This is a genomic window from Anaerobacillus sp. ABR4_321 (assembly GCF_056158505.1).
The window spans coordinates 1,359,885-1,379,152 of the sequence record NZ_JBSWTK010000001.1 but is presented as its reverse complement, the minus strand read 5'-3'; the positions used below and the strand labels follow the sequence as shown (position 1 = coordinate 1,379,152).

Sequence of the window (19,268 nt, the reverse complement as noted above, 5' to 3'; positions counted from 1 at the left end):
ACACGTTATGTTGTATATAGTGATCTAGGGGGTTTAGGAATGAAAAAGTACTTACTATTTAGCTTTGTTATAGCAATCCTTATACTTACTGCCTGCAGCTCTAATCAACAGTCAGAAAGTGGTGACAGTGGAGAGCCACTCTCAGAAGAGATGGATAGAAGTGCAGGCGAAACAAAAGAAAGCGCTTCTGAATCCAGCTCTTCGAACGAAACGATGAAGATGCCAGAACTTCAAACAGATCGAAAAGTTATCTTTAACGCTAATTTATCTTTAACTGTAGAGGATCTTTCTGATGCCACAGGCCAATTGAAAGAGCTACTCGAAGCAAACGGTGGGTATATTGTAGAATCAAGAACGTTCTCTGAAGAAGAGATCAACTACGGTTCGATGACAGTCAGGGTCCCTCAAGATAACTTTTACCCTTTTCTTGATGAAGCTGAAACAATTGGTAAAGGTACACCAGAAAAATCGGTTACTGGAACTGATGTTACAGAAGAGTTTGTAGACTTAGAAGCAAGGCTGAAAGCAAAAGAAGATGTGAGAGATAGGCTCCAATCATTTTTAGAAAAAGCTGAAAAAACGGAGGATCTGTTAGCTATATCAAACGATTTGTCTCGAGTTCAAGAAGAAATCGAGCAGTTAAAAGGGCGTATGAACTATTTAAACAATCAAAGTGACTATTCGACCGTTACTATTTCATTAGAAGAAAAGAAAATTAAAGTCCCTACTTTTGGAGAAGGTGATAAGAGTACGATCGCCGAAGCAAAACAGTTGTTTATGAAAACAGCAAATGGTATTCTATCCTTCTTCTCGAAGACGGTTGTTGTGCTCATTGGATTATCTCCTGTGCTCGTGCCACTTGCAGCTTTAACCCTACTTTTCTTCATAAGCAATCGTAGAAGAAAAAAAAGTGATCCAAATATCCATTAATATCGTTAGCTTATTAAATCTACAATTGAGCAAACGAGGTGATACGATGAAAATAGTCATGTCTCTAGTTACTGCAGCCATCATCTTTCTTCTGATTGCTGGATATACCAATAACTATTCATCAACAGCTGAAACGGGTTCTGAACCAGTTAAGAAAGTAGAAATTGAAAATGGTGACGTAGCGTATGACAACGTAAAACAATCGATCGATGAAAATGCAAATAGAATTCCAGAGTCGAGTGAAGAAGGTATAATCCCTGTATCTGTCGAGATCCCTTCTATTGAAGTTAAATCAAAAGTTGAGAATGTAGGTGTTTTGGAAAACGGACAGATGGGTGTTCCATCCAACCACGTAAATGTCGGATGGTTTGAACCTGGCTTCAAGCCTGGCACGACCGGAAATTCCGTCATAGCAGGACATGTAGATAGCAAATCTGGACCATCTGTTTTCTATCACCTTGAAGATCTATCAGAAGGTGATGAAGTATACGTTACCGATAAGGATGGAGAAACACTTACGTTCGTTGTAACAGGGAAAGAAAGGTACCCATTTCAGAATGCACCTATTGAAAAAATCTTTGGACCAAGTAATGATGCAAATCTGAACCTCATCACGTGCACTGGTAACTTCAGTCAGTCTCATGGAACACACGAAGAACGCCTCGTCGTGTTCACTAAGCTCAAAGCAGAATAGTAATAAAACAGAAAAAAGACGCTTCTCCTATTCTATAGGACGAAGCGTCTTCAGAGTGTAGAGAAAGTCTCGAAAGTAGCCGATCATTTCCATTCTAATTAATGTTGATGGATAGTGAACTATCTGCCTGTTAAACCATTGGACGGAAAGGTCGTTTTGGATAAATTCTCATCAAGTAGGAGAGACAATCGCGGACTCCTGCGGTCGTACGGGCTTGGACGTTCGTCCGCGGAAAGCATGCGATTGTCATCGACTACGGCATCGGGAGCACCGAATAATGAAATAGGTTGATCGACAAACTGAAGACGCTTCTCCTATTCTATAGGTCGAAGCGTCTTTCATTATGCGATCAACTAGCTTTCTTGATTTCTACCTCATTTAAATACCGATTGAAATAATCATCTGTTTCAGATTTAATCACTTTAAACAATAGTAGTAAGGCGATTAAGTTTGGAATCATCATAAGTGCATTCGCCATATCAGCAAATGCCCAAACAGTAGTCAGATTAGCCACTGTTCCTATAAAACATGCGGAGATATAGACAAATCCATAGTACGTAGTAAATTTTGTACCTGCAAGGTATTCGAAACATTTATATCCATACACATACCAACCAATAATCGTTGAGAACCCGAAAAAGATGACTGAGAAGGTTACAATGTACTCTCCTATAATACCTAGACTCGATCCGAAGGCAGCTGTAGTCAATGCACCTGCTTCTAGATCCGCATTATGGACGACACCTGAGAGTTCTCCACCTGTTGGATCCCAAAATCCAGTAATGAGTAATACTAACGCCGTCATCGTACAAACGATGATCGTTACGATAAAAGTACCTGTCATAGCCACAAGCGCCTGTCGCACGGGGTGCTCAGCCTTTGCATTACCAGCGATAAGAGCCGCTGTACCTAAACCAGCCTCATTTGAGAAAATTCCTTTTGAAACTCCGGATTTAACAGCTTCCATTACGATTACGCCTGAAAAACCTCCCACTGCTGAAATTGGGGAGAATGCGTAGGTGAAGATTAACTTCATCGCAGGTAGGATAGCTTCAACATTCAAAACGATAATGATTAATGCTCCAACTATGTAGAGAACAGCCATTATCGGAACAAAGAATCCTGCTACGGAGCTGATACGTTTTACACCTCCGAAAATAATCAGAGAGGTAAGTCCTGCAACGATTACTCCAGTTACCCATCCATCGATATTAAAGCTTTCATCAACTACACTCGCAATCGTATTCGATTGAACACTGTTTCCAATTCCTAAAGAAGCGATCGCACCGAATAATGCAAATGATATCGCAAGCCACTTCCATTTTGCTCCAAGACCTTGTTCAACATAGTACATCGGTCCACCGGCATACTCACCTTTATCATTTTTCACACGATATTTCATCGCAAGAAGGGCTTCACCGTATTTGGTCGCCATGCCAACCAGTCCTACAACCCACATCCAAAAAACAGCACCAGGACCTCCGATTGTAATCGCAGTAGCTACACCGGCTATATTTCCATTACCGATGGTAGCAGCCAAAGATGTCATAAGTGCTTTGTAGTTACTAACATCTCCCTCAGCAGAGCTGTCTTCCGATTTTTCTTTCGTGAAAGCAAGCTTAAATGCATAACCTAGCTTTCTAAACTGAAGTCCTCTAAGGATAAGTGTCAGGAAAACACCAGTTCCGAACAATAGGATTAAGCTTGGTGCTCCCCATAAAAATCCATTTACTATTTTAAGCAGTTCTAAGATGTCCATTTCCTCTACTCCTCCAACGTGTTAACGCTTTCAACTGACGACCTTTATACATTACCATCAGAATTTATTTTTCGTCAATTATTAAAACAAACTAGTCCGATTAAATCATTCGTTTATCCCATAAAAAAAGAGACCCTCAACAGGTCTCTCACTAGAAATTCCTTTTACAATTGTCCTAGAGCGTCGCTTATCGTAAGATCACCATCTAAGATTTCAAACGTTCTATTAAATGTATTTTCATTCTCTACGATTTCAGCTAATACGGAAGCCACATCTTCTCGTGGAATCTGTCCTGATTTATCTTCGAGCGTTTCTGCTGCGCGAATTTGCCCAGTAGCAGGATCATTCGAAAGTCTTCCTGGTCGAAGGATCGTGTAGGTTAAGTTTGTGGCTTTTAAATACTCATCTGCACGCTTTTTTGCATACAAGTAAGGCTTCATATTATCTGGCCCTTGCTCTGGATAATCAGCACCTACTGAGCTTAAGAGCACGAAGCGTTTTATCCCTTGACGACTTGCTTCATCGATCGATTTGATCGCCCCTTCTTGATCGATAAGAATCGTTTTATCTGCGCCAGTGTGTGGACCTGAACCAGCTACAAAGATGACTGCTTCACATCCGTACATCGCATGGGAAAAATCTTTTTCTAGATCACCTAGTACAGTTTTTCCACCCGCATCTTCAATGGCTTTCACTTGGTCAGTATCTCGAACCATCCCTACTGGATCGTATCCTTTTTCTGCAAGGCTTTTTATTACATGTGTGCCTACCTGTCCGTTTGCACCGATTACGAGTACTTTCACAACTATCTTCCTCCTTTATATCCATTCACCTCTGTTATTTTCCTCATAAGTAATACAAATAAACACATGAAAGCGCTACAACTAATTGCGAATGTTTTTTTTGAACTAAAATGAGTCGATTTATGTAATTAAAAAGGTTTTTATGGTAAATTGTTAGAATATTTAGTATTGAACTACATATGAAAGGGGATATTATTTTGGAAGCAGTATTAAATAACATTAGCGGATTCGTGTGGGGATGGCCTCTCTTGATCCTCTTAGTAGGAACAGGAATATATCTCACCATTCGTCTAGGATTCTTGCAGTTTACGATGCTACCTTATGCATTGAAGCAAGCCTTTACTAAGAAACAAGATAAATCCTCTGAAGGGGACATCTCTCACTTTCAGGCCCTGATGACAGCACTTGCTGCTACGATCGGTACGGGAAATATCGCTGGGGTAGCAACAGCGGTTTTCGTAGGGGGACCAGGAGCTGTTCTTTGGATGTGGATCAGTGCTTTATTCGGAATGGCTACGAAATATGCTGAGGCTATTCTGGCAGTAAAGTACCGATCCGTAGATTCGAACGGAGAGATGTCAGGGGGTCCGATGTACTATTTAGATAAAGGACTCAACATGAGATGGCTTGGAATGATCTTTGCATTTTTCGGAGCATTTGCAGCGTTCGGAATAGGAAACATGGTTCAATCGAACTCTGTTGCTGACGCCGTAGAAACGTTTGGAATCGCTCCATGGATTACAGGTCTTATTTTAATGGTTCTAACTGGTCTCGTTATTCTTGGTGGGATTAAGAGCATTGGACGGGTTACAGCGTTTTTCGTTCCGGTTATGGCACTTTTCTATGTGATCGGCGGCTTAATCGTTCTCCTTATGAACATCGATCTCATTCCAGCTGCCGTATCGTTAATTTTCTCTGACGCTTTCACTGGTGAAGCTGTAGCAGGGGGAGCTATTGGTGCTGTAATACGTTATGGTGTAGCTCGTGGAGTCTTCTCGAATGAAGCTGGTCTAGGCTCCGCTCCAATCGCTGCAGCTGCTGCTAAAACAGACTACCCTGGTCGCCAGGCACTCGTATCCATGACCCAAGTATTCATCGATACGATCGTTGTTTGTTCCATTACAGGGATCGCTCTCGTAATGGGTGACCTCTATATGGGCGATCTTAACGGTGCTGCACTTACAACGGCTACTTTCGAGAAGTTCCTAGGAGTACCTGGTGCGTTGATTGTAACGGTCGGTTTGATTCTTTTTGCATACTCAACAGTATTGGGATGGTCTTATTACGGGGAAAAGTGCTTCTCTTATCTGTTTGGGGAACGTTCGATCAAATATTACCGTTTCGTTTTTGTTCTAGCTGTATTTGTTGGAACAACACTTAAGCTTAATGTCGTATGGCTGCTCGCTGATATCTTTAACGGCTTGATGGCTTTACCAAACTTGATCGGACTATTAGGTCTTTCTGGAGTCGTCGTTGCTGAAACAAAACGCTTCCTTGAAAAAGTAAAAGAAGAAAAACGGGAAGCTCAATCTCAAAGCATGTGATTATTCACAAAAAAGCGGCACCCAGTTGGGTGCCGCTTTTTTAATCGGTTCTATTAAAAGCTATCTTTAATCACTACGCGCTCTACTGGGAAACGAGCAGATGCATGTGCTTCAGCCGCTGCTTTACCGATTGAGATCAGCATAACAGGGACATATCTGGATGGGATATTGAATTCGTCGATAAGAGCTTGTGGATTAAAGCCGCCCATCGGAATCGTATCGTATCCCTTTGCTTTCGCTGCAAGCATAAGCTGCATAGCAGCTAGGGAACTATTTTTTACTGCCTCACTGTATGCAAAGCCTTCTCTTTCATATGCTCCATTGATTTGAGAAACCAGTGTTTCCTTGACTGCATTATCCATAAAACCATTCTCTACAGCTTGACCGTAGATTTCTTCTGCATGAAGATTTGCTTCTGTATCTCCAAGAATTACGATGGTTGCAGAGCTATCTACAACTTGTTGCTGATTAAAAGCGATCGGAAGAAGTTTTTCTTTTTTCTCATTATCTTCAATCACGAGAAACTTCCAGTGTTGAAGGTTCCAAGATGATGGCGCTTCAATCGTCGCATTTAGAATTTCATTCATATCTTCATCAGGGATCTTAACCCCTTTTTCATACTTTCTTACGGAATGACGCTCTTTCATAACTTCAAGAGCATCTAGCTTTTGTTCAACTTGTGTTGTCATCTGTTCTCTCCCTTTCCTATCCATTTATCTCTAAGTTTCTTATCTATTATAATGTAACATATTTTATTACAGTTATAAAACATCATTGTTTAGCAGTTGTGGCAGTATCTACCTTTTTTAGTCGGAGCTTTGTTCAGCAAGGATTTTGTATTCTTTTTCAACACTGCAAAAATCGACTTTGGTAGTTGATCTGGAAAATCAAGCTTTAACTTTAATTTTGAAAGCTCTGTCGTAAGCTTAATTGCAAGCTCTGGATATGCTAGGTACAAAGAGCGATAAGATGCTTGATCGAGTTGAATGAGCTCAACATCAGTTATAGCTTTGGCATAAAGGTTTTGATGCACAAAGATCGATCTGTTCCCAAGTACATCATTCGGACCAAGAACTGCAAGTGGCGTTTTTTCGTCTTGCTGATAAATCGCTACGTTTCCTTGGCGAATGATATAGACATCACGATTCGTATGTTTAGGTCGAATTAAGAACCTTCCTTCATTCCGCTTCAACTTTCTCCCGGATCGCTCTAACTTATTCCAATCCTTTGTTTCAAACTTCGATTCACTTTTGTTCAATGCCAAACTTACCATGTTCGCTCACCCCCGAATAATTAGAATTTATTTTGTTACAGTTATCCCAAAAACAAAAACAATCATTATAATTGTTTTTGCTTCAGGCTTTGTATAATATCACGAATGGTGTATTTCTTCAAAAATGATGTTAAGTGGTCCTCAGCATCGGTGAAGATGTCACCAAGGACTTCTGATAAATTCGCTCCCACAAGACAATACTGATTTGCGTCGGTACACTTAGGTTTCAATGAACCGATCGACGTTAACGCGTAGATCTTATCAAGCGTAACATCTTCGACTTTGCATGCTAATGTAAAGCCGCCACCAGCACCTTCTTTAGAGACGATGTATCCGTTTTTCTTTAATAAACTAAGAATTTTTCTCATACGTACAGGATGGACGGATGCACTGCCAGCAAGGTAGTCACTTGTTGACATTTGTCCAGGCTTAATCGCTAATAAAGCCAGACTATGCACTGCAAGAGTAAAATCACTATTCAATTTTAGCGCCCCCTAACACTTTCTTCAATTCCATCCTATCGTACTCCTTTTGTACCTTGCAAGAAAATTTTAACAGGCAACCGCTTCTTTTGACTTATTTCGTACAGCGTTGAGCTGCGCCGAAAGTTCTAAAAACCATTTCTTATCTTTTGTAATAAGAGCTAGATCGATAAGGTTTAAAAGATACGTTTCGTCATGCTCAAAATCCTGCTTTTCCAACAATGAAACCCTATTTTGAAATGTCTCGATAACCTTTCCGACTGTCTCTGGGTTATCACATTCATGCACATATATTTTGATCGTTCCTAGATAATCATTTACTGAATCTACAAATCCTTTCACTAACTCATCATGAACTGATTTGCCTTTCACCCATTCACCTTTAGTAAATTGAGATTGTTGATGAAGTTGGTTCATCATTATTCTCCCTCCTTATGGAAGATTATCGTGTTCCAACTGCGTCATCGCATAATGTAATAATAAATATTACAGTTAGATTTGTCAAGAGCTTCGATCAAAGACCGAACTCTTCTGCAAGTAAACGATACGATTTCAGTCTCGCGTTAAAATCATACGTTATCGTATTTACGATGACCTCATTGGTTTGATACATGTTACCTAACTCTTCGATTTGCTGTCTTACTTGCTTAGGGTCGCCAACGATTATACGATTTCTGTTTTCCCTGATTCTTGCTTTATCAAACACAGAGTATGGATATTGCAGCGCTTCGTCCGGTGATGGGAAGCCAGTACCTGATTTTCCTTGTTCGATTAATAATATAGCAAGATCAAGACTAGAAGCTAAATACTCTGCTTCTTCCTCTGTTTCGCCGCATACAACAAAAACGGCTACGTTTGTCTTTGGTGTGTCGTTATACTCTGATGGTGAAAAACGCTCCATGTATTTATCGACTACGATACTTCCACCATTCCCGTTAATAAAATGAGCAAACGAAAATGCTAATCCTTTATTCGCAGCGATTCTTGCGCTACCACCGCTTGATCCTAGTAACCAAATATCAGGTTTCGTATCTCCTAGTGGTGTCGCATGAACATGATAAGAAGAAGCACGCCCATTTAAGTAATTCGTAAGCTCATCGATTTGTTCAGGATACCGGTCGATATCTCTACGGTTGCCGTCTGCTAATGCTCTTGTAACGTTCGGCATACCGCCTGGTGCACGACCTAAACCTAGGTCGATACGACCGGGGTTTAAAGATTCAAGCATCCTAAAATTCTCCGCCACTTTATACGAACTATAATGGGGCAACAACACCCCTCCAGATCCAATCTTCATATGACTCGTGTTCGCTGCGAGGTGAGCGATCAACACTTCGGGACTAGAGCCCGCAAGACTTTTTGTACTATGGTGCTCAGATACCCAAAATCGATGGTAACCAAGCTTCTCAGTTTCTTTCGCAAGTTCCGTAGTTTCTTTTAAAGCTTCGACCGCTGTTTTATTTTTTGAGACTGGGGATTGATCCAAAACGCTTAATTTCATATATAACGATCTCCTCGATTTGTAAAATAAATTATTACAGTTAAATCATAACAGGTGTTTGTATTCTCTCCAATAAATCTGCTTGAAAAACAAACGGACCGTCACGCCCGTTAGGTTACGCCGGTCCAGTTTATTTATAAAGCCTAGCTAGGATGTGCTTTCAGCAATTACTATTTCAACACCATGATTCTCGAGCATTTGCTGATACATACGTTCTGGCATCTTATCAGTAATGATCACATCGATATCTTCAAGCTTCGCAAATGTAAAAAACTCTGATTGTCCAAACTTCGTCGAATCAGCAAGAACGACGACATGTTTCGCTTGATCAATCATCTTCCGCTTCACCATGCCATCCTCTTCATGAGCAATGGTCAGGCCTTGCTCTGTGATCCCAACCACACCTATAAATGCTACATCTGCATTATATGACGCTAGCTTTTCAACAACACTCGATCCATAAAGAAAGAAGTGCTCCTTTTCAAGCTTCCCACCTAGAAGGTGAATGTCGAGGTTTTCTCCTCTAGAGAGGATGTCAGCTTGATGAATCGAATTTGTAAGGATAACAGCTCGCTTTTCAATCAAGTATTCAGCACAAGCTTGTACAGTAGTTGAAGCATCTAGAATAACGATATCGCCAGGTTTTATGGTTACTGCTGCCTTTTTCCCTATAAGATGTTTTTCATTGGTCACTAGAGAAAGTCGATCTTGATAGGATTTTATTTCGTGACGTAATTGGGGCAATACTGCTCCACCCCTCGTACGCGTTACGGCACCCTCTTCTTCCAATCGAACAAGATCTCTCCTTGCAGTATCTCTAGAAATTTGAAATAGCTCACAGATCTGTTCGACTGAAATCCTTTCGTTCTTCTTAAGATATTCAAGAATCGATAGCATGCGCTCTTCTTGAAACATCGGCAACCCCCACTTCCATTCACTACCATTATAAGTCTATGTAATGATTAAATCAATATTTTTAAGTAATACAGGAAAATAATTAAGTAATTATAAGTAAATTCAGTAGTAGAAAAAGCACCCCATTATAGGGTGCCTTCATTATATTAGTAAGCCCAAACTGCTCCTACGATAATCAATAGAATGAACAAAACAACGATTAGCGCGAAACCTTGACCACATCCATAGCTCATAAAAAAACCTCCCTTCTAATCGAGATATAAGAAAGGTTTAGTAGCCGTAACCGCCGTAACCGCCATAACCACCTTTTCCATAGCAGCATGGTCCTGTATTAGCTCCTCCTACTGCCGCTGCACCAACAATAATTAGAAGGATAAACAATACTACGATCAATGCGAACCCTTTACCGTATCCAGCAGGGCGCACGTTTTCTTTTCCACCGCTCATTTGAAAACCCCCTTTCCTCGAAGGTTACTAATACTATATGTGCAAATTGAATGTAAGGGATGGGCATCTAACCATATTTAGCAAGATTTATATACCTTCACGTGCTCAGAACACATCCGCTACAAAAAGCAAAATGATAACTAGGAGAATAAATAGGATTAGAAAGATAATCAGTTCATCCATAAAAGTTCCCCCCATACATTTTGTATAAATAGAATATGAAGATTTGAATTGAAGAGTGAGACCTTTCTTTCACCATGAAAAAAAGCCCTCAGCGTATGAGGACTTTTTAATACTTATTCCATTGTGTTTCCTTCGGCAGGAATTGGATGTTTTTGAAACATGTTTGCAAAGTGAATGAGGTTATGAGCCATCGTTTTGGCATGACCGACAGAGAAATCGTTCTTATGCCCATTCGCTTCAATATATGAAGCACCTGGTCCTGCTTCACCGACCCAGTACGTATCAACATTAGGAGGAACGGTAAATCCTATATGTGAAAATGCATATAAGATGGATCTTGCCGCGTTTTTTGCCCCATCTTCATTACCAGTGATGACGACACCCCCAACTTTGTTGTAATAGACCGATTGCCCCTTCTCATTCGTTATTCCACTTCCGCCATACAATCGTTCGATAACAAGAGTAGCTACACTGCTTTTCTCACCTAGCCAGAGTGGCGTTCCGATTATTACGATGTCTGCCGCTTTCACTTTTTCAAAAATGATGGGCCACTCGTCGCCTTCTCCTTCATCTTCTGAAATTCCGTACGAAATGTTATAATCAGCAGCCCTTATTGTCTCTGACTCCACCCCTTCTTCATGAAAGATCGACTCTGCTTCTTTATAGAGCGCATCCGTGTTTGAAGGTTCATTACTATTCTTTAGTGAGCAATTAAGAAAAAGTGCCTTCAATTCGATAACTCCTCTCTTAAATCAATTGAATTTTATAGTCCACCATTCCCTTCTAATAAGAGAACATAAACAAAAAACACACCCTGAGGAAACCAGGATGTGCCTTTAGGCTCTTATTCTGTGATGAGCACTAATGGTGGCTCAGACAAAAACTCCATCATATTTTCAGCGTCTTCCGTAACTTTTGCCCATTCAGGAGATTGCAACGCTTCACTTATTCGTTGCTTCGATTCAAACTCAATCGTAGCAGCAAGGTAATAAGACTCTTCTGTATTCAATGCTGCCGTCACATAATTTAAATCGGCCTTCTGGATGTAAGGAACTTGCTGAACAAGCTTAATATGCTCTTGTTCATAGTATTGTCTGAATTTCGCTTCATCAGTAGGTTTCTTATAGATCACGATTACTTTAGCCATTTCGCTTTCTCTCCTTTACTTTGGTTATGCTTCATCATACATCACTATGAAGAATGAAGGCTAACAAAAGCCATCACTGATAAATAACATATTTCTGAAGAAACTATAGAGTAACTTGGTGTTTAAACATCACATTAATAAGGAAAATTATAATAAATGATGTAACCCATTGTATAGGAGGTGAACCCTTACACGTTAGTAAGGGCTCTATTGGAAATCATAAAAATTATTGTCGTTATTATTTTGATCTTGTTGACAGCTTTCTTTGTTGCATCTGAGTTCGCTATTGTAAAAGTACGCAAAACCAAAATCGACTCTTTAGCACTAGAAGGAAATAAAAAAGCGAAATCCGTTCAAAAAGTATTAGGAAATCTTGATGGTTACCTTTCTGCATGTCAGCTAGGAATCACGATTACAGCCCTTGCATTAGGTTGGCTAGGGGAATCAACTGTTGAGCATCTCCTGCACCCTGTTTTTGAACTGATCGAACTTCCTCCAGCAATGGTTGGTACCATTTCGGTCGTGATCGCATTCATTATCATCACATTCCTCCACGTCGTCCTTGGAGAATTAGCACCAAAAACGTTCGCCATTCAAAAAGCTGAGAAGGTTAGTTTACTAACGGCTAGACCTCTCATTTGGTTTTACTGGATCATGTATCCATTCATCTGGACATTGAACGGATCTGCTCGATGGATCGTTCGAGCTCTTGGGTTACCCCCTGCCAATGAACATGAACAAGCCCATTCGGAAGAAGAACTTCGCATCATCTTGTCAGAGAGCTACAAGAGTGGCGAAATTAATCAATCAGAGATGGAGTTTGTCAATAACATCTTTGAATTTGATGAACGATTAGCAAAAGAAATCATGATACCGAGAACCGAAATGACTTGCTTATTCCTTGATAACACAACAGAAGAGAACCTTTCGATCATGAAAAGTGGAAAGTATACCCGCTACCCTATTGCGGATGGCGATAAAGATAAGATTGTAGGGGTCGTCAATATAAAAGAAGTACTTACTCAATACAAGTGGGGAGAGGACCTTTCATTAGAAGATTACATTCATCCGATTCATCATGTGATCGAGTCAACTCCTATTAAAAAGCTACTTGCAAAGATGCAAAAAACACATAGTCACATCGCGATTGTGGTGGATGAGTACGGAGGTACAGCTGGTCTCGTTACAGTAGAAGATATCCTTGAAGAAATCGTTGGGGAAATCCAAGATGAATTTGATTCTGATGAAAAACCACCGATTCGTAAAGAAGAAAACGGTCGTATTATCGTTGATGGTAAAGCCCTTATCAGTGATATAAATGAGTATCTCGGCTTAACGATTGAAGATGACGAAGTGGACACGATCGGAGGATGGGTGCTTACACATGACATGGAACCCGTTCAAGGAACAACGTTAACCTTCGAGGATTATGAGTTTAAAGTATTGGAAATCGATGGCCATCAAGTAAAAGAAGTTGAGATTAGAGCAAAACAATCCTAGAAAAAACAGCTGACACGAGTCAGCTGTTTTTTTACATTAGAAGATCCACCCATATTTTGATCGACGTTCCGAGAATTAGAGCTGCAAGCAGCCATTGAAGGATCTTAGTGTTCACTTTTTTTCCAGCGTTTGCACCAAGAGGCGCTGCAATTAGACTAGCGATGATCATGATCGCCGCTGGCAACAACAGAACCTGTCCTGTCGCTAGCTTTCCTACAGTTGATCCGATTGAAGAAATAAACGTGATTGCAAGTGAAGATGCAATCGTCATCCTTGTTGGGATTTTAAGAACAACAAGCATGATCGGAACTAATAGAAATGCACCGGCTGCTCCTACGATACCTGCACCGATCCCAACGATAAACGCCAGGCCTGCAGATAACCATCTGTTAAACTTCACTTGATCTAGTGGAATATCATCGATGCCTTTTTTAGGAATAAACATCATGACCGCTGCAATCGCTGCTAATAAGCCATAGACAACGTTGATGCCTTGTTCTGACATTAAGTTAGATCCATAACCACCGATAAAGCTTCCGATCAGTATACTTACTCCCATATATAGAATGAGCTGTTTATTGAGGTATCCACCTTTACGGTATGCAATCACACCTCCGATGGTAGCGAAGAACACCTGAACAGCACTGATTCCTGAAACTTCATGAGCACTAAATGCTGTAAAACCGAGAAGTGCTGGAATGTACAGGAGCATCGGATATTTGATGATCGATCCACCGATCCCAACCATACCTGATATATATGAGCCTACAAATCCAATTAAAAATATTGTAATAATAAAACCAAAATCCATATGCACTCACCTCACAATAAAGAAGGGGCACTGAACAGTACCCCATATCTTAACTTACGCCTTTTTAATCCAGAAAGAGAATACGCCGTCTTCTTCTTCTGACTTAAGAAGTTCATGTCCTCCAGATTTTGCCCATGCAGTCAAGTCACTTTTTGCACCTTTATCTGTTGCTTGAATCTCAAGAATCTCTCCTGATTCGATTTCCTTCATTGCTTTCTTTGTTTTAACGATTGGCATTGGACAAGCTAGTCCTTTTGCGTCTAATGTTTTTTGTGCATTCATGTTAATAACCTCCTAATTATTTTACCGCACAGCGGTTTGGTCCAATTTCCATTTCTCTTTGCGCTTCTTCATCAGGGCTGATTTTACCCATATTTGTTTCGCGAATTTCTTGATAAGCATTTGGCTGAGGAGGAAGGTTTTCAGTTACCATCGTGCGGAAATCTTCCTCTTTTTCTACGTTTAACCCGTCATTCACACGATAAAGTTCATCGAGTTGCGCTGACACTTCACCATTTTCACCAAGTTCTTCAATCTTTGAAAAGTGTGCTGGCAACACCGTTAATTCGCCTGCCATGTCTTTATATCGGTTATACAGCGTCTCTCTTAAATCGCCAACCCAATCCTCTGCTTTACCAGCAAGGTCAGGACGTCCGATCGAATGAACAAACAAGATATCTCCTGTTAGTAGAAACTGATCTTGAACGATGAAGGACGTGCTTCCAATCGTATGACCTGGCGAATAGAGTGGCTCGAGCTTTACTTCTCCAATTGTAAATACATCTCCCTCTTTTAGAGGCGTGTATTCAAACGTCACTTCTCCTGCATCTTCTTCAGGAAGATAGTAGGACGCGTTCATTTGATCAGCTAATTCTCTACCTCCAGAAATATGATCCGCGTGAAGATGAGTATCAAACGTAGCTTTAATCTTCAGGCCTTTCTTTTCTGCAAAAGATGTGTAGTTCTCGATCATACGGTTCGCATCAACCACTGCAGCTTCCCCATTTGATTCGATCATATAAGAAAGGCAACCTTTACCGAGTCTCACAAATTGATAGAGTGCTCCTCCTGGAAGATCCCCTACTTTTACAGGTTCAAGGTATTCACTCCAAGCCTTCATTCCACCAGGTAGGTAAGAAACGTTTTGAACACCTGCTTCTACTAATTCTTCTCCTACAAAGATAGAAGACCCCTCTTTTGCACAAACAACCAAGATGTCTTTATCTTTAGGAAGACCTTCAAGAATCTCCTCTACTCCATCGATCAAGTCAAAGTAAGGGACGTTCATACTTTTTACAGACTCACCTTCAATTTTCCAGTCTGCGTATGCATCCTCATTTCGTACATCAAGAATAAAGAGATCGTTTTTATTAATAATTCTAGATGCTACTTCACTTGCATGCATCTTTTTTAAACTCATCTTTTATACCCCCAACCGTATTTTTGTTAGTAAAAAAAATTATACTTTTGACGTTGTTTCGCCATTCCAACCTGACATACCAGGCATCACATTAATCGCCTCAAAACCACTGTTAGCTAGTTTTTGAGCAGCTAGATCGCTTCTTGACCCGGTACGGCAGATAACGAGTACTTTCTTATCACGATTAAGTTCATTCATCTTATCTTCTATTTCTCCAAGTGGCATAGAAATCGCATTAGGAATATGACTAAACGCATATTCAGCTGGTTCACGAACATCTAAGAGGGTGTAACCATCCTCAGAAAGTAATTCAGTCAACTCCTCATTTGAGATAACGTGAGGATGCTTTTGTTCTGGAACCGTTTCATGATCAGAAGCTTTGCGTAAATAGTGGATCAACACATCATCTTCTTCTACAGTTCCCAGATAATGATGCCCTACTTTCTCAGCCCATGCTTTGATATCAGCTTTTGAGCCTTTGTCTGTTGCCTGGATTTCGAGAACAACTCCAGGGTCTAGATCTTTCATCATTTTTTTCGTTTTGACAATCGGCATAGGACAAGCAAGCCCTTTAGCATCTAATACGTGATCTGTTTGAATCATAACGATACCTCCTGAATGTTTGGTTATTCTGTTGCACCGGTCCACTCCGACATTCCGCCTGTCATGTTCAAGACGTTATAGCCGTTGGACTTTAATACCATCGATGCCATACTACTTCTTCCACCAGATTGACAAACGATGATATGCTCTGTTTCTTTGTCGAGTTCGCTCATTCTAGACTGAATGTCATTCACAGGAATGTTGTAAGCCCCAGGAATTTTACCTGTTGCAACCTCTCCCGGACCACGAACATCAACGATGCTCAACTTTTTGCCTTTCGCTAACATCTCGTTCAATTCGTCTGGCGTAATATCTTTCACATATCCTGACATATGACCTTCCTCCTTTATCTCCACGCGTTTAACCCACCGCGAACATTATAAAGATCGGTAAACCCTTGCTTCTTTAACACCTTACATGCACGGGCACTTCTCATTCCACTCTGACAAAGCACGACAGTTTCCTTTTTTGGATCAAGCTCTTTGCCTCGCTTACTAAGCTGATCGAGCGGCATATTCTTAAATTCCTTCACTTTGTTCCCTTTGTATTCCATCGGCGTTCTTACATCGATGAACTGTACATCACGATTTCCAAACTTCGATTTTGCTTGTTCGGAACTAATGGTATGAACGCCTTTTCCACTTCTTTTCAAAAGGATTGAACCTATTAACACAATCGCTATAACAATTAGGAATTCCATCTTACCCCTCCAATTAAATAAACAGGTTTACGTTACCGTCTTCTGCATCACCAAGGTAAGCTGCTACGCCAGCATACTCGATCTTATCTAAGAGCTCTTCTTTTTGTAGACCAAGTAGATCCATCGTCATCGTACAAGCAACAAGCTCAACGTCTTGTTCTTGAGCCATCTCAATCAATTGTGGCAATTCCATCGCATTGTGCTTCTTGATGACATTCTTAATCATCTTCTGCCCCATACCTGCGTAATTCATCTTTGAAATACCCATCTTATCTGCACCACGAGGCATCATTTTACCGAACATTTTTTCAAGAAAACCTTTATCCGTTTTAACATGCTCATCTTTTCGAAGGGCGTTCAGACCCCAGAACGTATGGAAGATCGTTACTTTATGATCATAAGCAGCTGCACCATTTGCAATAATATAAGCTGCCATCGCTTTATCGTAATCACCACTAAAAAGGACAATATTTGTTGATTTTGTTTCACTCATCTTTATTTCCTCCTCTATACCAACAGGGGTATATTTGTTTTTAAAATTTTTTATCTACTTTTAACTAACAGTTGAACTGCTTCTTTCACTGTATCTTCTGTTGAATTTCCTTGTTCAAGCTGCTCTAGAAGGCACTGCTCTAAGTTCGATCCAACGATGAGACCTATGGAACGATCGATTCCTGACCTCGTTGCAGAAAGTTGTGTAACAATCTCTTCACAGCTCTTTCCCTCTTCCATCATTCGAACGACGCCTCTTAACTGGCCTTCAACTCGTTTGATTCGGTTCATCACTTTTTTATCGTAATTCACTTGCTCACCTCCACATTATATACCCTTATGGGTATTTATGCAACCAAAAAAATTTATATCAATAAGTGCGATGTTTCAACAATTAATACCTATAGGGGTATTATAACGTACTGAATTTAAATGTCAATAGGCTATGATCTATAGCTACGACAACCAGTTTATTTGAATAACAAAATATACGATAATAAGCGCGATAATCATCAGTACGATAACGATCAAAAAGAGTACGATCCATGTTGAAGAAGGAACCTCAAAGCTCATAATCTTCTTTCGCGTTCTAAAAAACTGTACTGCCCCGCCCGCCATGGTTAATAACCCAAACAGCAATGAGGTGAAACTGATGAATACAATAATTTTGTCATCCGCACGCTCACCTACAGATCTTGTAAAGTGAAGGCTCGCTGCTAGAAAGCCGATTCCTATGATTGCAATCGACGTTCTGATCCAAGCCAAAAACGTACGTTCATTCGCAAGCAGCTGCTGAACTCTACCATCTGCTTTTTTCTCTCCCAATCGTCTCACCCTCCTACCCTTCGATCTTATACCCCCTCCCGTAAAATTTCAAGGGGGGTATTGCCTCAACCTACAGTTTACACAAGGTAATCAATAAATATAAAAAAGGCAGCATCACATGCTACCTTCGCTTTATTGAAAAAGAGTTAAGAATTCCCCGTAGCCTTTCTCTTTCAATTCTTCTTTAGGTATAAAATCGAGCGCTGCAGAGTTCATACAATACCTTAAACCAGTTGGCTCTGGACCGTCTTCAAAAACATGACCTAAATGTGAGTCGGCGTTCTTACTCCTAATTTCTGTTCGGACCATAAAGAGGCTTTTATCTTCTTTTTCTACAATATTTTCTTCAACTAGTGGTTTAGTAAAACTAGGCCACCCCGTTCCTGACTTATACTTGTCAGTAGAACTGAACAATGGCTCTCCAGACACAATATCCACATAAATACCTTCTTCTGTATTATCCCAGTATTCATTATCAAAAGCTTTCTCAGTACCATCCTCTTGAGTCACTTCATATTGAAGTGGTGTAAGCATTTCCTTCAATTCTTCATCCGTATAAGAAACACCTTGATTTGGCAGCTCTATTTCTCGATCTTCCCCCCAGGCTTCATCCAAAAACTGATCGCGCCCGGAATTCTTCCTATATATATTGTATCGAAACTCATTTTCTTTGTAGTAGTCTTGATGGTATTTCTCAGCTACATAAAAGGTAGGAGCTTCCTTTACAAAGGTTACGATCGGTTCATCAAATCGGCCAGAATTTGCAATCTCTTCTTTGGACTTCTCCGCTAATTTTCGCTGTTGTTCATTATGATAAAAAATGCCTGATACATACTGATCTCCTCTGTCTACAAATTGACCTCCTTCATCAGTTGGATCAATTTGTCGCCAGAAAACATCTAATAACGTTTCATATGATACGATATCAGGATTATAATGCACCTGAACGGCTTCAACATGACTTGTGTTTCCTGAAGAAACATCTTCGTATGATGGGTTCTTTGTATCGCCCCCAATATAACCTGATATCGCTTCATCAACACCATCCAGCTTTTCAAAAGGTGGTTCCATACACCAGAAGCATCCTCCAGCAAAGGTCGCTACTTCTAAGTTTTCATCTACAGCTTTAACGGGCTCACTTCCATAAGACCGATTGAATAAAACATCATACAGTTTTGGGCCTGCAAATATCAGAACGGTTAACAAACCAAGCAACACGATGATTTTAGATTTCTTCAT

26 protein-coding genes are annotated in these 19,268 nt (G+C 40.4%); 4 read left to right on the top strand and 22 right to left on the bottom strand.

Going from position 1 to position 19,268, the window contains the following annotated elements:
- The first annotated feature begins 39 nt into the window (after positions 1–39).
- Both ACXADT_RS07180 and ACXADT_RS07175 read left to right on the top strand, forming a co-directional pair.
- The gene (locus ACXADT_RS07180; protein ID WP_474833945.1) at positions 40–930 is read left to right on the top strand and encodes a DUF4349 domain-containing protein; all 891 of its coding nucleotides are present in this window, start codon (positions 40–42) and stop codon (positions 928–930) included.
- 46 nt (positions 931–976) lie between these two features.
- Positions 977–1,624 carry a class F sortase gene (locus ACXADT_RS07175; RefSeq protein ID WP_474833943.1) on the top strand — a complete coding sequence of 216 codons (648 nt, stop codon included), beginning with the start codon at positions 977–979 and terminating at the stop codon, positions 1,622–1,624.
- Between the two features lie 349 nt (positions 1,625–1,973).
- On the opposite strand, the gene ACXADT_RS07170 is transcribed toward ACXADT_RS07175, so the two are convergent.
- The gene (locus tag ACXADT_RS07170) at positions 1,974–3,383 is read right to left on the bottom strand and encodes an alanine/glycine:cation symporter family protein (protein WP_474833941.1); all 1,410 of its coding nucleotides are present in this window, start codon (positions 3,381–3,383) and stop codon (positions 1,974–1,976) included.
- 164 nt (positions 3,384–3,547) lie between these two features.
- Positions 3,548–4,186, bottom strand: coding sequence for an SDR family oxidoreductase (locus ACXADT_RS07165; RefSeq protein ID WP_474833939.1), 639 nt, complete (start codon positions 4,184–4,186; stop codon positions 3,548–3,550).
- 179 nt (positions 4,187–4,365) lie between these two features.
- On the opposite strand from ACXADT_RS07165, the gene ACXADT_RS07160 reads away from it, so the two are divergent.
- On the top strand, positions 4,366–5,730 hold the full coding sequence (locus tag ACXADT_RS07160; protein ID WP_474833937.1) for an alanine/glycine:cation symporter family protein: 1,365 nt from the start codon (positions 4,366–4,368) through the stop codon (positions 5,728–5,730).
- Between the two features lie 53 nt (positions 5,731–5,783).
- Here the strand turns inward: ACXADT_RS07160 and ACXADT_RS07155 are convergent, their stop codons facing one another.
- From ACXADT_RS07155 to ACXADT_RS07110, 10 genes are all read right to left on the bottom strand, one after another.
- The gene (locus tag ACXADT_RS07155) at positions 5,784–6,419 is read right to left on the bottom strand and encodes a nitroreductase family protein (protein WP_270179991.1); all 636 of its coding nucleotides are present in this window, start codon (positions 6,417–6,419) and stop codon (positions 5,784–5,786) included.
- An 89-nt stretch (positions 6,420–6,508) separates the two neighbouring features.
- Complete coding sequence (locus ACXADT_RS07150) at positions 6,509–7,003, bottom strand: Crp/Fnr family transcriptional regulator (RefSeq protein ID WP_474833935.1); 495 nt, start codon at positions 7,001–7,003, stop codon at positions 6,509–6,511.
- Positions 7,004–7,068: 65 nt separating this feature from the next.
- The gene (locus ACXADT_RS07145) at positions 7,069–7,485 is read right to left on the bottom strand and encodes an RrF2 family transcriptional regulator (protein ID WP_270179993.1); all 417 of its coding nucleotides are present in this window, start codon (positions 7,483–7,485) and stop codon (positions 7,069–7,071) included.
- A 69-nt stretch (positions 7,486–7,554) separates the two neighbouring features.
- Positions 7,555–7,905 carry an IDEAL domain-containing protein gene (locus ACXADT_RS07140; protein ID WP_270179994.1) on the bottom strand — a complete coding sequence of 117 codons (351 nt, stop codon included), beginning with the start codon at positions 7,903–7,905 and terminating at the stop codon, positions 7,555–7,557.
- Between the two features lie 94 nt (positions 7,906–7,999).
- The gene (locus ACXADT_RS07135) at positions 8,000–8,986 is read right to left on the bottom strand and encodes an LLM class flavin-dependent oxidoreductase (protein ID WP_474833933.1); all 987 of its coding nucleotides are present in this window, start codon (positions 8,984–8,986) and stop codon (positions 8,000–8,002) included.
- Positions 8,987–9,133: 147 nt separating this feature from the next.
- Positions 9,134–9,901 (bottom strand): DeoR/GlpR family DNA-binding transcription regulator, encoded by a 768-nt coding sequence (locus ACXADT_RS07130; protein ID WP_474833931.1) that lies wholly within the window; start codon positions 9,899–9,901, stop codon positions 9,134–9,136.
- A gap of 146 nt (positions 9,902–10,047) precedes the next feature.
- Positions 10,048–10,134, bottom strand: coding sequence for a YjcZ family sporulation protein (locus ACXADT_RS07125; RefSeq protein ID WP_224880103.1), 87 nt, complete (start codon positions 10,132–10,134; stop codon positions 10,048–10,050).
- Positions 10,135–10,171: 37 nt separating this feature from the next.
- A complete protein-coding gene (locus ACXADT_RS07120; protein ID WP_318246488.1) occupies positions 10,172–10,348 on the bottom strand; it encodes a YjcZ family sporulation protein in 177 nt (58 codons plus the stop codon).
- Positions 10,349–10,644: 296 nt separating this feature from the next.
- Positions 10,645–11,268, bottom strand: a complete 624-nt coding sequence (locus ACXADT_RS07115; protein ID WP_474834668.1) for a flavodoxin family protein — start codon at positions 11,266–11,268, stop codon at positions 10,645–10,647.
- Positions 11,269–11,375: 107 nt separating this feature from the next.
- Entirely contained in the window at positions 11,376–11,678 is a 303-nt protein-coding gene (locus ACXADT_RS07110; RefSeq protein ID WP_270179997.1) for an EthD family reductase, read from the bottom strand.
- Positions 11,679–11,888: 210 nt separating this feature from the next.
- Here ACXADT_RS07110 and ACXADT_RS07105 point away from each other — a divergent pair, with 210 nt between their 5' ends.
- A complete protein-coding gene (locus tag ACXADT_RS07105; protein WP_270179998.1) occupies positions 11,889–13,178 on the top strand; it encodes a hemolysin family protein in 1,290 nt (429 codons plus the stop codon).
- A gap of 31 nt (positions 13,179–13,209) precedes the next feature.
- On the opposite strand, the gene ACXADT_RS07100 is transcribed toward ACXADT_RS07105, so the two are convergent.
- The 10 genes from ACXADT_RS07100 to msrB all read right to left on the bottom strand — a co-directional run bounded on the left by ACXADT_RS07100 (position 13,210) and on the right by msrB (position 19,268).
- Positions 13,210–13,989, bottom strand: a complete 780-nt coding sequence (locus ACXADT_RS07100; protein ID WP_474833929.1) for a sulfite exporter TauE/SafE family protein — start codon at positions 13,987–13,989, stop codon at positions 13,210–13,212.
- Between the two features lie 54 nt (positions 13,990–14,043).
- Positions 14,044–14,271, bottom strand: coding sequence for a sulfurtransferase TusA family protein (locus ACXADT_RS07095; RefSeq protein WP_270180000.1), 228 nt, complete (start codon positions 14,269–14,271; stop codon positions 14,044–14,046).
- A gap of 16 nt (positions 14,272–14,287) precedes the next feature.
- The gene (locus ACXADT_RS07090) at positions 14,288–15,409 is read right to left on the bottom strand and encodes an MBL fold metallo-hydrolase (RefSeq protein WP_474833927.1); all 1,122 of its coding nucleotides are present in this window, start codon (positions 15,407–15,409) and stop codon (positions 14,288–14,290) included.
- 39 nt (positions 15,410–15,448) lie between these two features.
- Positions 15,449–16,012, bottom strand: a complete 564-nt coding sequence (locus tag ACXADT_RS07085; protein WP_474833924.1) for a sulfurtransferase TusA family protein — start codon at positions 16,010–16,012, stop codon at positions 15,449–15,451.
- Positions 16,013–16,035: 23 nt separating this feature from the next.
- The gene (locus ACXADT_RS07080) at positions 16,036–16,344 is read right to left on the bottom strand and encodes a rhodanese-like domain-containing protein (protein WP_474833922.1); all 309 of its coding nucleotides are present in this window, start codon (positions 16,342–16,344) and stop codon (positions 16,036–16,038) included.
- 14 nt (positions 16,345–16,358) lie between these two features.
- On the bottom strand, positions 16,359–16,712 hold the full coding sequence (locus tag ACXADT_RS07075; protein ID WP_270180003.1) for a rhodanese-like domain-containing protein: 354 nt from the start codon (positions 16,710–16,712) through the stop codon (positions 16,359–16,361).
- A 13-nt stretch (positions 16,713–16,725) separates the two neighbouring features.
- The gene (locus ACXADT_RS07070) at positions 16,726–17,205 is read right to left on the bottom strand and encodes a DsrE/DsrF/DrsH-like family protein (RefSeq protein WP_474833920.1); all 480 of its coding nucleotides are present in this window, start codon (positions 17,203–17,205) and stop codon (positions 16,726–16,728) included.
- A 50-nt stretch (positions 17,206–17,255) separates the two neighbouring features.
- The gene (locus tag ACXADT_RS07065; RefSeq protein WP_474834666.1) at positions 17,256–17,495 is read right to left on the bottom strand and encodes a metal-sensitive transcriptional regulator; all 240 of its coding nucleotides are present in this window, start codon (positions 17,493–17,495) and stop codon (positions 17,256–17,258) included.
- A gap of 165 nt (positions 17,496–17,660) precedes the next feature.
- The gene (locus ACXADT_RS07060) at positions 17,661–18,029 is read right to left on the bottom strand and encodes a YidH family protein (protein ID WP_270180006.1); all 369 of its coding nucleotides are present in this window, start codon (positions 18,027–18,029) and stop codon (positions 17,661–17,663) included.
- A gap of 132 nt (positions 18,030–18,161) precedes the next feature.
- The gene (msrB, locus tag ACXADT_RS07055) at positions 18,162–19,268 is read right to left on the bottom strand and encodes a peptide-methionine (R)-S-oxide reductase MsrB (protein WP_474833917.1); all 1,107 of its coding nucleotides are present in this window, start codon (positions 19,266–19,268) and stop codon (positions 18,162–18,164) included.

Coding starts and splice junctions, on each gene's coding strand:
- ACXADT_RS07180 (WP_474833945.1), top strand. CDS start 40: ATGAAAAAGTACTTACTATTTAGCTTTGTTATAGCAATCCTTATACTT.
- ACXADT_RS07175 (WP_474833943.1), top strand. CDS start 977: ATGAAAATAGTCATGTCTCTAGTTACTGCAGCCATCATCTTTCTTCTG.
- ACXADT_RS07170 (WP_474833941.1), bottom strand. CDS start 3,383: ATGGACATCTTAGAACTGCTTAAAATAGTAAATGGATTTTTATGGGGA.
- ACXADT_RS07160 (WP_474833937.1), top strand. CDS start 4,366: ATGAAAGGGGATATTATTTTGGAAGCAGTATTAAATAACATTAGCGGA.
- ACXADT_RS07155 (WP_270179991.1), bottom strand. CDS start 6,419: ATGACAACACAAGTTGAACAAAAGCTAGATGCTCTTGAAGTTATGAAA.
- ACXADT_RS07150 (WP_474833935.1), bottom strand. CDS start 7,003: ATGGTAAGTTTGGCATTGAACAAAAGTGAATCGAAGTTTGAAACAAAG.
- ACXADT_RS07140 (WP_270179994.1), bottom strand. CDS start 7,905: ATGATGAACCAACTTCATCAACAATCTCAATTTACTAAAGGTGAATGG.
- ACXADT_RS07135 (WP_474833933.1), bottom strand. CDS start 8,986: ATGAAATTAAGCGTTTTGGATCAATCCCCAGTCTCAAAAAATAAAACA.
- ACXADT_RS07130 (WP_474833931.1), bottom strand. CDS start 9,901: ATGTTTCAAGAAGAGCGCATGCTATCGATTCTTGAATATCTTAAGAAG.
- ACXADT_RS07125 (WP_224880103.1), bottom strand. CDS start 10,134: ATGAGCTATGGATGTGGTCAAGGTTTCGCGCTAATCGTTGTTTTGTTC.
- ACXADT_RS07120 (WP_318246488.1), bottom strand. CDS start 10,348: ATGAGCGGTGGAAAAGAAAACGTGCGCCCTGCTGGATACGGTAAAGGG.
- ACXADT_RS07110 (WP_270179997.1), bottom strand. CDS start 11,678: ATGGCTAAAGTAATCGTGATCTATAAGAAACCTACTGATGAAGCGAAA.
- ACXADT_RS07100 (WP_474833929.1), bottom strand. CDS start 13,989: ATGGATTTTGGTTTTATTATTACAATATTTTTAATTGGATTTGTAGGC.
- ACXADT_RS07095 (WP_270180000.1), bottom strand. CDS start 14,271: ATGAATGCACAAAAAACATTAGACGCAAAAGGACTAGCTTGTCCAATG.
- ACXADT_RS07090 (WP_474833927.1), bottom strand. CDS start 15,409: ATGAGTTTAAAAAAGATGCATGCAAGTGAAGTAGCATCTAGAATTATT.
- ACXADT_RS07085 (WP_474833924.1), bottom strand. CDS start 16,012: ATGATTCAAACAGATCACGTATTAGATGCTAAAGGGCTTGCTTGTCCT.
- ACXADT_RS07080 (WP_474833922.1), bottom strand. CDS start 16,344: ATGTCAGGATATGTGAAAGATATTACGCCAGACGAATTGAACGAGATG.
- ACXADT_RS07075 (WP_270180003.1), bottom strand. CDS start 16,712: ATGGAATTCCTAATTGTTATAGCGATTGTGTTAATAGGTTCAATCCTT.
- ACXADT_RS07070 (WP_474833920.1), bottom strand. CDS start 17,205: ATGAGTGAAACAAAATCAACAAATATTGTCCTTTTTAGTGGTGATTAC.
- ACXADT_RS07065 (WP_474834666.1), bottom strand. CDS start 17,495: ATGAACCGAATCAAACGAGTTGAAGGCCAGTTAAGAGGCGTCGTTCGA.
- msrB (WP_474833917.1), bottom strand. CDS start 19,268: ATGAAGAAATCTAAAATCATCGTGTTGCTTGGTTTGTTAACCGTTCTG.